Source organism: Butyrivibrio sp. AE3004, assembly GCF_000703165.1.
Classification (GTDB): Bacteria; Bacillota; Clostridia; order Lachnospirales; family Lachnospiraceae; genus Butyrivibrio.
Genome location: NZ_JNLQ01000001.1, coordinates 341,608 through 356,525, shown reverse-complemented (window position 1 = coordinate 356,525; position 14,918 = coordinate 341,608). Strand labels below are relative to the sequence as shown.

The window sequence follows — 14,918 nt, the reverse complement described above, 5'->3', positions numbered from 1 at the left end:
TGGCTCACATCACAATATGAGCCAACCCCGTAATTTATATTGCCATACGCCATTTTGATCCGGTTCTCGGGTCATAATATATCCTCACTATTCGTTTCATTCCCATCGAAATGATCAAGCACTCAAAGATGAAGGTGGAGTCTCCTACATAGATTCCGTCTTCAGTTGTATGTGTGCCTCTTTTTTCGGCCTCTCTAAAGCCTTTAATGGTAAATGTTTCATATTCTCCGTCATCATTCATAAACCTGAGGCGTAGAGGGATAATACTGCCATCTGCCTTATGTTCACAGATAACATCTACATCGTTTATTACCTTACTCATAAATACATCCTCTATATTAAACAAACACTTATATCCGGCTCAGACCGGTATGTTATTGATACTGATACCCCTTCATATCATGCATCACATTTTTATTTCCCTGATATTGTCGAAACTTATATCTGTAGTAACAATTGTCAGATAACCTGCGTCCTTCCTTATTCGGGATATAATGCCGGTCTTTTTAACATATGCCCCGAAATCATAGTAGATTATGGATACCATATCTCCGACTTTTAAGAGTGAAAGCTGATAATCAAGGTAATTTAGCGCTTCATCCGTTAAAAAGACCTTTTCTACTTCAATTCTTTCCTTTTCCCTTAGAGCTTCTTCAAAACCTTTGAGTGCTGCAAAGGGCATAAACTGGCTTGCTCTGTCTGTTCTTGGCATGATAAACTCCTCATCTGAAAATGTTTCTTATCTGCAAACATGCTAATACAAGGTAGAACCGGCTTTATGTCCGCCGATGAATTCATTTCTATCTCTGGTATTGCCTGCTTCATACAAATCCATGCCCTTAAGAATGGCATTTTTTCCATAGCGTGCCTTTATCTGATTTACTGATTGTGTTATTTTCCTGTCCTTTTCCATCACTTCGGGATCAACAAAAAAGCTGTAATGTTCATAACATTCATCCAGCACGGAATTAGCGCTGATCCCTACTCTTCGTATGGGAATATTGCGCCTCGTACTCCTGTAATACAGCTGAACGTAAGCATCAAGCAGTATCCGATAGGAATTTGTAGTAACCTGAAGATTCGTACTTGCACCTGTTGGAGGAAAGGATTCAGCGCTGTAGCCTATATAAAGAGAAACATTACTGCTGACTACATGGGCGGCAACCATGTTAAGTGAAAGCTCATCTGTCATCTCTTTTACTATGATAAGGGCTTCGTCATAGGTGTAATCACGCATTAAGACCTGACCGCAGGAGAGGGATTTGGATCTGCTCCGATAATTTTTTATATCCTGCATGGTGCAGGGTTCCCTTCCCCAGGCATGGTCAATAAGATATTCGGCGAGTACTCCGAAGTTCTTATACAATAAATCGTCCGGGAAAATGGCGATATCTCCCTGTGTATATATTCCCAGTGATCCGAGTCGTCTCTGGGTTCCCGGACCTATTTTCCAAAAATCGGTAAGAGGTCTGTGGGTCCATAAGCGCTGCCTAAAGGACTCTTCCGTGAGCTCTGCAATAAAGTCAGGAGAATGCTTGGCAAGAATATCAAGGGCTACCTTGGCAAGATACAGGTTTGTACCAATGCCGCAGGTAGCCCTCAGACCCAGTTTTTCTCTTATATCAGTCATGATCCTGAGTGCAAGATCATGCCCGGATAATCCGTAAAGCTCCAGATAAGTGGTCACATCAAGAAAAGACTCATCGATGGAATAAACATGTATGTCCTCTTTGGCGACGTAACTAAGGTAAATTCCGTAGATATCAGCAGATACGTCGATGTATCTCTTCATTCGGGGTGGGGCGATTATGTAGTTAAGGTGCTTCGGAATCTCATATATTCTGCAGCGATTCTTGATACCAAGAGCCTTCATGGCGGGGGTGATGGCGAGACAGATGGTTCCCTTGCTACGCTCCTTATCTGCTACAGCAAGCAGTGTGGTCATAGGGTCAAGCCCGCGGTCAACGCATTCTACACTGGCATAAAAGCTCTTAAGATCTATAATGAGAAAGCAGTTATGATTGTCCGAAATAGAAGAACTGTTCATATAACAACTCCTAAAACATCGAATGTCAGTTCCGAAAATATGTTCTTTGTGGTTCATATAATACTCCTTGAGAACATATGTTTCAATCGAACAATTTCTTAAATTTTTGTAACTATCTTTAAACAGGCTAAAAACATGATTTTTTTTTCATGTGGTACAATAGATGGATATAAGGGGGAGATATTATGAGAGTATTGGTTGTTATTGATATGCAGGAGAAATATCTTGGAGATTACGATGGCAATCTTCTTACTAATGTTAACCATACGATAAAGATTGCGCATGAGGACGAGGAAATTCCCATCGTTTATGTGAAGAATATCGGATTGACCGGTAAAAAAGCAGGGTATGATTTTTCTGATGAGCTCCTGCTTGTTTCTAACCTTATCTATGAAAAGAAGTATCCGAGTGCATTTTCCTCAAAAGAATTTTCTAAGAAGCTGGAATCGTTAAAGGCAACGGAGCTTGAAATTGTCGGTGTGGACGGAAGCGCCTGCGTTGCAAAAACAGCTATGGATGCAGCAAAGTTGGGATATAAGACAGAGGTCGTTAAAGACTGTGTCGGAGCAAGAAATGACAGGCTGTATGAAAAGACCCTTAAAAAACTTGCGGATGCCGGAGTTGCCATTATATGATGTCAGGGGCAAAAGGCCAAAATGTTTTAATGCCTGCAGCGAAGCGATTCGTGTCATCATTATAGGGAACGTTTAAACCGCATAAGGAATTTATAAGCGGTTTAAAATAAGTTAATTGGAGTAGCAGTTTTTTATGAATATTTTAAATGTTGAAAATGTATCAAAGACATATATGTCCAAGCCGGTTCTGAGTGATGTTTCGGTGGGGATAAATGATACAGATAAAATAGGTATAGTAGGTACCAACGGAACCGGTAAATCAACGCTTCTTTCGATAATTGCGGGGGTGACTGCTCCGGATAGCGGAAGGGTTGTAATAAGTAACGGACTTCGTATTTCATATCTTCCGCAGAATCCTGTGTTTGATATGAAGAAAACACTTCTTGAAAACATAACCGGAAAAATCTATGCGGGAAACGATCACTGGGATAAAATGGGCGAAATAAAGGCAACTCTTGCCAAATTTGGGATTGATGATCCGGAGTGTAATCCTGAGATTTTATCGGGCGGGCAAAAGAAAAGAGCAGCCCTTGTGGCAGCCATAATGACTCCCTGCGATCTTTTGATATTGGATGAGCCTACAAACCACCTTGATTCGGAAATGATTGAGTATCTGGAGGATTTTCTTAAGCATTTCAGAGGCGCGCTTCTGATGATCACTCATGACAGATATTTCCTTGATGAAGTAACAGAACAGATTCTGGAGATAGATAAGAGTAATGTTTACCGATATGAGGCTAATTATTCGGGCTTTTTGGAATTGAAACAGCAGCGAATGGACTATGAGCAGGCTGCGGAGAGAAAAGCAGCTACTCTTTACAGAAAAGACCTTGCCTGGATGCTCAGAGGCGCAAGGGCACGTTCCACAAAACAGAAGGCCCATATTCAGCGTTTTGAGGCCCTTAGAGACAGGCAACGGCCGGAAGAGGAACGACAGGTAGAGCTAAGCTCTTTACCCACCAGAATGGGCAATAAAACGATTATTCTTGAGGGTATATCCAAAAGCTATGGAGAGAAAATTCTTTTTAAAGATTTTTCCTATACATTCAATAAGCTGGACAGAGTGGGAATTATCGGTCCAAACGGCTGCGGAAAATCGACACTTTTGAAATGTATTATCGGATCGGTGGCACCGGATACAGGCTCTGTGGAGATTGGACAGACAATAAAAATCGGGTATTTCGGCCAGGAAAATGAGGCCTTGGACGAAGGAAAAAGAGTAATTGATTATATAAAGGATACTGCGGAGTTTATCAGAACGAAGGAAGGGCTTGTATCTGCCTCCGTAATGTGCGACAGATTCCTTTTTAGCCCGGATATGCAGTATGCACCTATAGCCAAGCTCTCAGGTGGTGAAAAGAGAAGACTGTATCTGCTGAAGGTGCTTATGGAGCAGCCCAATGTTATTATCCTTGACGAGCCTACAAACGATCTGGATATCCAGACATTGAGAATTCTGGAGGATTATCTGGATAGCTTTGCGGGAATTATCATAACGGTAAGTCATGACAGATATTTTCTTGACAGGGTTGTTACCAGAATTTTCTCTTTTGAACCCGGTGGTATTTTGCAGCAAAGCGAGGGCGGTTATTCCGACTATGTGATCCATAAAAAGGCATCAGGAGTTTCTGAAGAGCAGAGTGCTGATAATAAAGCCGGAAAATCCCAGGTGAAGGAGGAGGATAAAGGCTCTAAGGGCAAATATCGTGCGCCAAGGGAAAAAACAAAGCTTTCTTATATGGAACAAAAAGAGTATGACAATATAGAGTCAGAAATTGAAAAGCTGGAGGAGCGCAGTGCGGAACTGGAAACAGAAATAGCTAAGGCAGCGACTGATTTCCCAAAGCTTATGGAACTTAGTAAAGAAAAAGAAGAAATTGATGCTGAAATTGAAAGAAAAATGGACAGATATGTTGAACTGCAGGAATTAGTGGACAGTTTCAGTAAATAATCCGGTGAAATACGGATAATAAATGTTTAATAAAGCCGTTTTAGGAGATCGCCCTAAAACGGCTTTTTAGTGCTTTTTGAAACATGTGTCATATTTGTGATATATGTTACATGTGTTAATAATGCAACAACTATGCCAGTTGGCACATCGATTTTTTCTTTATCGCCTCTTTGCGTCTTTGTGAGATGCCAGTTCATCAAGCAGAAGCCAGCTGATTTCTACCATTTTTTTCTCATGATCGGTTAATTTCTCAAAAGGCTTGATTAAGCTATTGGTTCTTGTATCATCATTGGTATTTTCGCCATAATGATAATTATGAAGATAAAAGAAACGAAGTAACCGGGCATGTTCAAGTTTTATCAGAAGTTCCCTCTGTTCAGCGGACAGTTCGTTTCTTACTACGGAAGCTTGCCTAAGTACTTTTGAGGGAATATCATCAAAGGGAAGATTAGGAGCTTCTTCACCGAGAAGCATACGGACCTTCAAACTTATATGATCTGTAGTAGTATAGTTCATATCCTTGATAAGGCTGTTTAGGTTTTCCCACATAGGAATATCACCACCAGCATAGAATCTGAACATTTCATGGCGGCATAGTGCCATGTCTGTCAGAGTGTTATGCAGTACAAAAGCCGGCGTGAGAATATCTCTGGTCTGACCAAAAGGTGTGGCAACACTTCTTACGTTACTGTTATAAATATAAAGTTCTCCCCTGAAGGGGAAGAATTTCTGAAGAGTCTGAAGAATGGCAATGTTTTCAAGCTCCGAATCGCCGCATAAGATGATTCTGTCAGCTTCTGAAAGGAGCTTATCGTCAGTATTCCAAGGGGTATCGTGGAAAATGATGCTGTCTTTATCCTCAGACAATTCATTTATGCTGACTATTTCATTTAATTCTTTGCGGTTTCTGCAGTATTCATCAGAATCCCCAAATACGTGATAGGAAATTGACTGTTTGTCAAACAGAACATTGAGTTCCAGAGCTCTGTCAAGCAATTCGTTGCCGGCAGCTCCAAAGCCTATAAAGATGATGGTTTCATTTTTCTTTTTTATAGGATATTGTTGCCAGAATAAACGTGCAGTGCAATCCGACAATGAAAAGAAATTGATATTCATCGGATGATGAGCAGGGGTGAAATTGGCAAGGCAGACTATAGGCGCTCCGGTATCAGACAGTTCTATTGCATCAAGGAAATTTTCCATTTCATTGTCCTTCATACACATAAGGTGAGCGTCATAAAGTGATCCGCGACGTTCCAAAAGCTCAGAAGGAGACCATTGAACTGAGATGGATCTGGGGGTTTTCCCGGCTTCCTTTGTACCGGAATAGATTATCACGGCATCAGGGCGCACGGCTTTTATATTTTCAGCAAAAATCATTGAATATTGAGACTGATCGGTAAAAATATACCAGGGCTTGGCTGTTTGTATGGAAAGCTGAATGATTGGCTTTATACGGGAAACAAATTCCATCATGAAGCCAACAAAGAAACCCAAAAGACCAATGCCCAGGATAACAAATATAGAAGCAATGAATCGTCCTGCATGGGTAACGGGATAAAAATCACCATAACCTATGGTGGTCAATGTGACTATAGAATACCAGAAAGCCTCCCCAAGGTTATGAATTGTGGAAGTCGGATCCTTTTTTTCTATTTCTACAAGCAAAATGAGCAGAGCAACATAAGCTGCAAATATTGCCATAAGGATTCCGATATAGCGGCGAATCATAAAAAACATTCGCTTGAAAACAGAGCCTCCGGAGCCTTTGTTTACGGCGTGGGAGAGCTTTAAATCACGAATCCTGTCCTTTAACGATCTCTTATTCTTCATAATAATTCCTTTGGGAAACTCTTTATCATCGCATTTACAGATTTGTGAATATATTTTAACTTTATCCCATTCAAAGGTTCCTTGTAAAGCATTTTATTAGCAAACTTGTTCTGACATCTTTCCATGGTATATACTTATTTTGTAAGTTATTATTACTACTGAAAAAACGTATTGTGACACAGTCTTAAGAGGAAAATTTTTTATGAATAATAATCTGCCGGTTGAAACAAAAAACTTCATAATACAGCCTCAAAACATGCAGAATCCCTGGAATGGGGAATGGCAAATCTGTCTTAAAAGAGAGCACCATGAAAAGGTTGGAAGTCTTTGTTTTGAAGACGTGGTCGCTCCCGGAGAAATGCTTTTACGCTCCACGCTTGTCCCATCATATGATAAAGCAAAATATATTGAGGAAATATATTTCGCAATTTCCAGGTTTGTGTTCAATTATTCCGATACAAAGGAGCTTCACACTGATTGCAGACATGAGAATGACCATCATGTCCGGGGACTGGAAAAATCAGGCTTTGTTTACCGTGAATGTAAAGACGGTACCGATCATTACTCAATAAAGAAGCAAAAGACAGGATGGACGGGGCTTTATATCTTTATTGGAATAGTTGCCGGTTTTATGGCAGGAATTGTTATTTCCAATCTATGGATAGGCACAATTTCAGGGGTTATCATCGGAACACTGATTGGATATCTCATGGATAAAAATGAAGCGGTGAATGTTAAAAGATAAATATTTTTATAAAGCAAATACAATAACAGATTTATAATAAAAAGAGGACTCCGTGGATTATATGAAAGACATCAAAAACAATGAAGTTTTATGGGCAAAGGGAACAAAGGCTGTAGAAATCAGTATTACAGATATTGATTCAATCAGAATAGGACAGGTGGAGGATAAGGAAGCAGCTACCGGATGCACAGTGTTTATCTGCGAGAATGGTATGTGTGCCGGTCTGGATGTCAGAGGCGGTGGTCCGGCTTCTCGCGACAGTCAGCTGTTAAATCCGCTGATGGCAGCACAACAGATACATGCGGTGGTATTATCCGGAGGAAGTGCGTATGGACTTTGCACTGCTAACGGAGTGATGAAATATCTTGAAGAAAAAGGCTATGGGTATGACACGGGCGCTGCATTGGTTCCGCTTGTGGCGCAGGCTGATCTATATGACCTTTCTGTAGGAAATCCGAATGTTCGGCCGGATGAGAAAATGGGATATGAAGCAGCAAAGAAAGCATTTGAAGCACCTAATTACAAAGATGGAAATTACGGTGCCGGATGTGGAGCATCGGTAGGAAAAATGGCAGGTGTGGACACCAGTATGAAAACAGGTATCGGAAGTTATGCCATACAACTGGGGGATCTGAAGATAGGTGCGGTTGTCGCATTAAATGCCCTTGGAGATATCTATGACTGGAAAACAGGAAAACAGATTGCGGGGCTTCTTACAGAGGATAAAAAAGCGCTTAGAGCAACAACGGATTATATGATGTCATCCACGAAAGTGGTTGATAATAAATTCACCGGGAATACAACACTTGCAGTTGTTATTACCAATGCAAAATTTGAAAAGGCACAGCTGTGCAAGATTGCCGGTATGGCACACGACGGCTATGCGAGATCAATAAATCCTGTGCATACTTCTGCGGACGGAGACAGTATTTATGCGCTATCTGTAGGAGATGTAAAGGCTGACCTTGATTTAGCCGGTATTCTGTCAGCTGATGTTATCAGTGAAGCTATTATAAGGGCAGTGGAAAATGCTAAGAGTGCTTACGGTATTACTGCCGCTTCTGATCTTTCATGAATATGTAAGCGGTGATACTATCAAAATAGCATTAAATGGGCAGCATGCATTCATTTATGAAGAGTTTGCTGCTCTTTTTGTTGCTATAAAAAATGAACAGCCCGCATAAGCGGGCTGCCCAAAATGAAAAAGGGATTATAGGAAAAAAGGTATTAATGAGAGCTATTATTAAGTGTTTTCTATATTGTATATTCCCATGTCCAACAAATGTCCAACATAATAAAAATTATTTATCTGTAAATTGTTTATTGTGTTTTCGGTAGCTATAATAGTGCGGAGAAAACAATAAGAGGAGTGAATATAGTGGAAAATTTGATTTTTAGTTTGAATGCGACACTACCTATATTTTTGCTTATGACTCTGGGCAATGTATTCAGAAGAATCAGGATAATTGATGATAATGCTGCCGGATTTATGAATAAGTTTGTATTTAAGGTGGCACTGCCGGTCCTTCTGTTTTCAGATCTGGCTAAGCAGGACTTTATTGGGACCTGGAATACGGGATTTGTGCTTTTCTGCTTTGCAACAACGATTGTGAGCATATTTTTAATATGGATACTTTCAAAAATAATAATTAAAACGCCTTCCAGAAGGGGAGAATTCCTGCAGGGGTCATACAGGAGTAGTGCAGCACTTTTGGGAATCGCCTTTATCCACAGTATTTATGGCGAATCAAGTAGTGGAATGGCACCTTTGATGATTCTTGGCAGTGTGCCATTATACAATATCTTTGCAGTAATAATCCTCACACTAACAGCTCCGCAGGATGAAAATGGTGGACGTTCTTCGGAAGATAAGAGCAAATTGATAAAAAAGACAATACTTGGAATAGTAAAGAATCCTATCATCTTAGGTATTATGATGGGGCTGTTATGGTCTGTACTTAAACTTCCAATTCCAAAGATAATGAATACAGTGGTGGATGATATAGGTAAGCTGGCAACGCCTTTGGGGCTTATGTCAATGGGAGCAACCTTTGAATATAGAAAAGCATTGCAGAATATAAAGCCTGCGCTGGTTGCCAGCTTCATAAAGCTTTTCCTTCTGGTCATGATCTTCATGCCGATTGCTGTGAGTATAGGATTTTCCGGGGAGCAGATAGTGGCCATTCTTGTTATGCTTGGATCAGCAACAACGGTAAGCTGCTATATTATGGCTAAAAATATGGGACATGAAGGAACATTAAGCAGCAGTATTATCATGATAACGACCTTTGGATGCTCATTTTCTCTGACGTTTTGGCTTTTTGTGTTGAAAACACTTGGGGTTATCTGATTGTGTGAAAGATACGTGGCGGAAAGTTTAAATTTGTTTTGAAAATGCTTACACTACGATCATTTTGCTGATAAAATGTAAAACGCTATAAAACCCAATGATAGGGGAGTGTAAATGGAGGAGATAAAAATGAATACAGACAAAAGAAGATGGTTTATACTTTTAGCCTGTTGTCTTATCAATTTATGCCTTGGTTCTATTTACGCCTGGAGTGTTTTTTCTTCAGCAATGACTGAGTATTTAAATACTACCGTAGGGCTTAATCTTGGACCGGGTGACATGGCTATTGTGTACACTATTGCGAATTCAGTAGGACCTATAACTATGATAAGCGGAGGATGGTTCAACGATCACATTGGACCTAAGCTGGTAATCATGATAGGCGGAATCATGTGGGGGGCGGGAATGTTTTTCTCAGGCTTTGCGACAAGCGTTCCTTTCCTTATTGTGACTTATGGTCTTATAGGGGGACTTGGTCTTGGAATGGCTTATGGCAGCACGATATCTACCTGTGTAAAGTATTTTCCGGATAAAAGAGGATTGATCGGAGGTATAACAACAGCTGTCTATGGTGCAAGCTCGGTTATTCTTCCACCGATCGTAACAAAGATTGTTGCAGCATCGGGTGCGCCGTTTGCCTTTAAGGCTATAGGAATCGCGTTCCTTGTAATAATTGTCCTTGCAGCGCTTTCTCTTGCACCTTGTCCGGACGGGTATAAGCCTGAAGGCTGGAATCCCCCTGCGGCAAAGGCAGGAGCAGGTCCAATAAACATGGACTGGAAGCAGATGATAAAGACTCCTGTATTTTATGTAATGCTTATTCTTCTTACCTGTGGAGCTTTTTCGGGTATGATGGTTATATCACAGGCATCACCCGTGGCACAGAACATGATTGGAATGACAACAGCTGCAGCAGCCGGAGCAGTTTCAGTCCTTGCACTTTTTAATGCTCTTGGAAGAATCATGGCGGGATATATTTCTGACCGTATCGGAAGAATTAATACACTAATGGGAGCATGTATTCTCTCAGTTGCAGGACTTTTGCTTTTGTTTATTTCACATGAGGGAAGTCTTTTAACCTTCTATATCGGGCTTTCAATTGTAGGAGTTGCTTTTGGCTCGTTTATGGGTGTTTACCCGGGATTCACTGTTGATCAGTTTGGGCCTAAAAATAACAGCGTTAACTATGGAATAATGTTCATAGGCTTTGCACTTGCAGGTTATTTTGGGCCGCAGATCATGCGAAACGTATATGCTTCTACAGGGGCATATCAGAATGCGTTCCTTATAGCCAGTGGGTTGTCGCTGTTTGGCGTTATTCTTACTATAGTGTATAGAAAAGTAAAATAACCCATAATCAGTTGTATTTTCCCGGTGTTGTGCCCTTCATTTTTTTAAATATTCTGATGAAGGCATTACTGCTGCTAAAACCGGTAATGGCAGCTATATCGGATATTTTCATATTTGTGTTTTGCAGTTTTTGTATGGCGTGATTGATTCTTATTTCGTATAAGTAGTCAATCACGCTTTTTCCGTATTCATTTTTGAATTTCTTTGAAAGGTAGGCAGGCGTTATATCAAAATGCTCTGCTATGGTGTTTAGGTTCATGTTAACATCAAAATAGTTATTATCTATGTATTGACAGATATTTTTGCCCAGAATTATTATTGTTTTACCGCTTACAGGGGCCACTACCTCAGCATTTGTTTTTACTATATTCAGATTGCTGGGATGGTGGCCTGATAACCATAGGCCTTGCATCATACGAAGATGGTAAATCAATCACCGATATGATGGAGGAAGCGGATGCAAAGCTATACTATAGTAAACGAAATGGCAAAAACTGTGTTGTGAGTGAGTTGTAGTTATGCTTATTAGGCGCATATGCTTTAGTATCTGTTATGCACTTTTTCTGCAAAACACATCATATCCTGAATCTTGATTTTTGTCCCATCATCAAGAATTACTGTGCCACTCATCTTGCCAAATACCTGATGCTGGTCGGAGACAATGATTTTGTAATCAAGGTTCGCAGACCTGTCAAGTACCGGAATAAAATTCATTTCAAAACGGCCATCGGAAGATGTGAATGTCCATGGATCCATGTATGACTCTGCAGGGATATTGAAGGTAATATCATCGAGCTTATGTACTTTACCGTTATAAAAAATGATATTTTCTGATGCGGCAATAGTATTCCCGAAGCCGTAACCTATATTGAAACCAAAGGGAATTCCATCAATATCTGTATTGCCGGATCCCCAATACCAGGTATTGTCATATGTCCAGACTCCGCGGCCCCAGTCGAGGGTTCCGAAATCCTTCGCCGGGTTGAATTCATATTTTTTTCCATCGTAAAGCATATATCCGGAGGCTCTCATACAGTTTATCTTCTGATTGTAGTAAAATGCATGCTTTTTATCCCATGGAGTTGCGATGACCATGGTATCCATGTCAGGCTGAGATAACCATATATCACATTCAAAGGGCTTTCCCATATAAAAATTATCGAAGTGACAGGTGATATGCCTTTTTGAAGGAGCGGTTTCAAATTTCATCTGCAGGCGCTTGTCTTCATAAATGGTTGTGCCACCTTCAGAAGATGCGGGCAGACAAAGTTTGCCCATTGGAAATGCATTAAGAACGGTTTCAGTGTGTTCCTTCGGATTATCGCCAAACTCCAGAAGAGAAACAGATTGAAGGCCAATGTATCCGTCATCTGAGATGGTAAAAGCACCGGCAAAGCTATCCGAGAGAACAAGATAGTAATCCCATTCCTTTATTCGCCATGTGGGGGCTTTTATCATGGCTCTGTCATAGCGTTGTATCAGAGCCCTTGACCATCCGGGCTCAGTGAGTTCACCGTCATTTCCAAGTAAAGGGTGCGATGTGGTTACTTCATGGTTTCTGCCCATACAGACCTCCGGATCTGAAAAATGATTGATGCTACATATCAATATTAACACTATTTTTGAACGGTTACATGATAAAATATTTTTATGGAATATAGTCTGATATAAACTGCAGTTTATAGAGGTGCAATTATGTACAATGAATCAGAGATTAAACACATAGTCAGCAGGCAACGTGATTTTTTCAGAACAGGAAGAACGCTTGATACAGAGTGGAGGATAAGACAGCTAAAAAGGCTTAAGAATGCTGTTTTAAGGCATAGGAAAGAGCTTGAAGCAGCGTTATATGATGATCTGGGAAGGTCACCTCTGGAGGCATATTTTTGTGATATAGGCAGTCTTATTCTTGAAATCAATGAAGCTATACATGGACTCCATAGATGGGCAAGACCCGAGACTCATTTTAGCGGAATTCATTGCTTCCCAAGTTTGATCAGCAAGGTATATAAGATGCCGTATGGCGTTACTCTGATAATAAGTCCATTCAATTTTCCGGTTCTCCTTTCACTTGGGGTACTCTGTGCAAGTATGGCAGGCGGGAATACAGCAGTCATAAAGGCAAGCTCCAAATCCGAAAGGTGCACAGCTATTCTGGAAAAAATCATAGCTGAGATTTTTCCGCCAAAATATGTCGTGGTTATAGGTGGCGGACATGATGTGGCTGATTTGTGTCTTGAGCAGCGTTTTGACAAGATTTTTTATACAGGATCTCCGAGAGTGGGAAAGCATGTTATGGAAAAGGCATCGAAGAATCTTACACCTGTTGCTTTGGAACTCGGTGGTGAGACCGGTAACTGGTGCATAATAAGAAAAGATGCAGATATAAGGGATGCCGCAAGAAAGATTGCTTTTTTCAAACTCTTAAACAGTGGGCAGATATGTATAAACATAAACCAGATTGCAGTTGCGGAAGAAATAAGAGAACAGTTCGTTTGTGAATTAAAGAAGGCATTTTCAAGGCAAATAGGTGAAAACTGTCTGAAAAATCCGGAATATCCAAGGCTTATAAATCATGCAGCATATGAGAAGTGTCGGGATACTGCTGAAAAATACAGAGACAGGATTATTTATGGCGGGTACGGTGATGAGACTTCCTTGAAGTATGCACCGACAATAATATGTCCCGTGGATATTGCTGAAGATATAGTTAACAAGGAACTGTTCTGTCCGATTCTTCCGCTTGTACAGTATAAAGATGAGGATATTGATCATTTGTTACATAGTATATCTATGCGGGAACACGGACTTGCTTTATATATTTTTACTAGTGATACAGACTGGGCAAAACAGGTCATGCAGAGAATGCAGTATGGTGGTGGATGTATAAACGAGGTTTGCCTTCATATGATGGTTAAGGGCGTACCGTTTAATGGCGTAGGTCATTCAGGTATGGGGGCTTATCATGGGGAATGGGGATTTAGAGAGTTTACTCATCCTTCGACAGTTCTTATCGGATCGACTAAATTCAATATGTCCATGCGGGAGCATCCCTATGACAGGTTATGGAAAAAAATACTGATTGAGTTCTTTGAAAAATGATGAAGCATATATACGCAAGTCAGCATTTCTTCAGCATAGTCAGTATGAAGTCTGTAACAGACGGTTATTCCCAAAATAGTTCATCGAGTGTTTTGTCCAAAGCTTTACATATTGCTATACAAAGCTTTATTGTTGGATTGTAGTCACCTTTTTCGATAGCACTGATTGTTTGTCTTGAGACGTCGCATAGTTTTGCCAAGTCTTCTTGAGACAAATCCTTAGCGGCTCTGGCAGATTTTAATCTCAAATTTTTCATGGCTTTAGTCCTCGCTTACCTTGTTTTCTTTAATCTGCTTAATACCTATAACAACTGCCAGTGTTATAAACGTTATTGCCATCATAGCGCTGGTGGATACCTTGGAAATCAAAAGTTGCCAGAAGTTTTCATTATGTTCGCTTTTGTCAAAATAGCGAGAAATGGTGGATATAAATTCAATAAGTTGAATAATACCGATGGCGATACAGACTCCAAAATAGCTTTTCCAACTCTGCCCGAGATAAAAAAAAGCATCATGCCATATCGAATAAACCGCAAAAACAAGGAAGCTGGTCATCACAACGATAATGAGTAATCCGCTTAATACATACGGTGGAAGAACCTTACCTGCGCATGTATCATACACAATAATTCCACAAAGCAAAATAATCATTGTAAAAAAGGCCCTTTTATATGCATCGGCTCTGATTTTTTGCTGCATTTCATCATATTGTTCATTTTTCTGTCTGCGCTTTATTATAAGAGCGAGCAGAACTACTATTACTGCATAAAATATTAGTAATATCAAAGATTCATTCATCACATTTTCCTCCTGAAGTTTAGTCAATTTTAAATGCGCATTTGGCTTTGTGATTTTATAATATTCTCTCATTAGAATAATGTCAAGTATATTTGACAATATTCTAAT

General features: G+C 40.2%; 15 protein-coding genes. 7 read left to right on the top strand and 8 right to left on the bottom strand.

Translation table 11 applies throughout. The features are described from left to right. Positions 1-34 precede the first annotated feature (34 nt). The 3 genes from BV60_RS0101865 to BV60_RS0101855 form a co-directional block, all read right to left on the bottom strand. On the bottom strand, positions 35-322 hold the full coding sequence (locus BV60_RS0101865) for a hypothetical protein (RefSeq protein WP_029319117.1): 288 nt from the start codon (positions 320-322) through the stop codon (positions 35-37). Between the two features lie 84 nt (positions 323-406). After that, positions 407-712 carry a hypothetical protein gene (locus tag BV60_RS0101860; RefSeq protein WP_029319116.1) on the bottom strand — a complete coding sequence of 102 codons (306 nt, stop codon included), beginning with the start codon at positions 710-712 and terminating at the stop codon, positions 407-409. A gap of 42 nt (positions 713-754) precedes the next feature. Then, a complete protein-coding gene (locus tag BV60_RS0101855; protein ID WP_051656437.1) occupies positions 755-2,047 on the bottom strand; it encodes a Y-family DNA polymerase in 1,293 nt (430 codons plus the stop codon). A 185-nt stretch (positions 2,048-2,232) separates the two neighbouring features. Between BV60_RS0101855 and BV60_RS21520 the strand changes: the two genes are divergently transcribed. Continuing rightward, positions 2,233-2,682 (top strand): cysteine hydrolase family protein, encoded by a 450-nt coding sequence (locus BV60_RS21520; RefSeq protein WP_051656436.1) that lies wholly within the window; start codon positions 2,233-2,235, stop codon positions 2,680-2,682. Positions 2,683-2,815: 133 nt separating this feature from the next. Then, positions 2,816-4,633 (top strand): ABC-F family ATP-binding cassette domain-containing protein, encoded by a 1,818-nt coding sequence (locus BV60_RS0101845; protein ID WP_029319113.1) that lies wholly within the window; start codon positions 2,816-2,818, stop codon positions 4,631-4,633. 159 nt (positions 4,634-4,792) lie between these two features. On the opposite strand, the gene BV60_RS0101840 is transcribed toward BV60_RS0101845, so the two are convergent. Continuing rightward, a complete protein-coding gene (locus tag BV60_RS0101840) occupies positions 4,793-6,466 on the bottom strand; it encodes an ion channel (RefSeq protein WP_081846540.1) in 1,674 nt (557 codons plus the stop codon). Between the two features lie 202 nt (positions 6,467-6,668). Between BV60_RS0101840 and BV60_RS0101835 the strand changes: the two genes are divergently transcribed. The 4 genes from BV60_RS0101835 to BV60_RS0101815 all read left to right on the top strand — a co-directional run bounded on the left by BV60_RS0101835 (position 6,669) and on the right by BV60_RS0101815 (position 10,911). Continuing rightward, positions 6,669-7,211 carry a hypothetical protein gene (locus BV60_RS0101835; protein WP_029319111.1) on the top strand — a complete coding sequence of 181 codons (543 nt, stop codon included), beginning with the start codon at positions 6,669-6,671 and terminating at the stop codon, positions 7,209-7,211. Between the two features lie 61 nt (positions 7,212-7,272). Next, a complete protein-coding gene (locus BV60_RS0101830; protein WP_051656455.1) occupies positions 7,273-8,286 on the top strand; it encodes a P1 family peptidase in 1,014 nt (337 codons plus the stop codon). Positions 8,287-8,589: 303 nt separating this feature from the next. Continuing rightward, positions 8,590-9,561 (top strand): AEC family transporter, encoded by a 972-nt coding sequence (locus BV60_RS0101820; protein WP_029319109.1) that lies wholly within the window; start codon positions 8,590-8,592, stop codon positions 9,559-9,561. Positions 9,562-9,690: 129 nt separating this feature from the next. Continuing rightward, complete coding sequence (locus BV60_RS0101815) at positions 9,691-10,911, top strand: L-lactate MFS transporter (RefSeq protein WP_029319108.1); 1,221 nt, start codon at positions 9,691-9,693, stop codon at positions 10,909-10,911. 7 nt (positions 10,912-10,918) lie between these two features. On the opposite strand, the gene BV60_RS0101810 is transcribed toward BV60_RS0101815, so the two are convergent. Both BV60_RS0101810 and BV60_RS0101805 read right to left on the bottom strand, forming a co-directional pair. After that, complete coding sequence (locus tag BV60_RS0101810; RefSeq protein WP_081846539.1) at positions 10,919-11,326, bottom strand: helix-turn-helix domain-containing protein; 408 nt, start codon at positions 11,324-11,326, stop codon at positions 10,919-10,921. 125 nt (positions 11,327-11,451) lie between these two features. Then, positions 11,452-12,477, bottom strand: a complete 1,026-nt coding sequence (locus tag BV60_RS0101805; protein WP_029319106.1) for a DUF2804 domain-containing protein — start codon at positions 12,475-12,477, stop codon at positions 11,452-11,454. A gap of 129 nt (positions 12,478-12,606) precedes the next feature. On the opposite strand from BV60_RS0101805, the gene BV60_RS0101800 reads away from it, so the two are divergent. Continuing rightward, positions 12,607-14,013 carry an aldehyde dehydrogenase family protein gene (locus tag BV60_RS0101800; protein ID WP_029319105.1) on the top strand — a complete coding sequence of 469 codons (1,407 nt, stop codon included), beginning with the start codon at positions 12,607-12,609 and terminating at the stop codon, positions 14,011-14,013. A 64-nt stretch (positions 14,014-14,077) separates the two neighbouring features. Here BV60_RS0101800 and BV60_RS0101795 read toward each other — a convergent pair whose 3' ends face one another. Continuing rightward, the gene (locus BV60_RS0101795; RefSeq protein WP_029319104.1) at positions 14,078-14,269 is read right to left on the bottom strand and encodes a helix-turn-helix transcriptional regulator; all 192 of its coding nucleotides are present in this window, start codon (positions 14,267-14,269) and stop codon (positions 14,078-14,080) included. A 4-nt stretch (positions 14,270-14,273) separates the two neighbouring features. Then, positions 14,274-14,810 (bottom strand): DUF6442 family protein, encoded by a 537-nt coding sequence (locus BV60_RS0101790; protein ID WP_029319103.1) that lies wholly within the window; start codon positions 14,808-14,810, stop codon positions 14,274-14,276. Positions 14,811-14,918 lie beyond the last annotated feature (108 nt).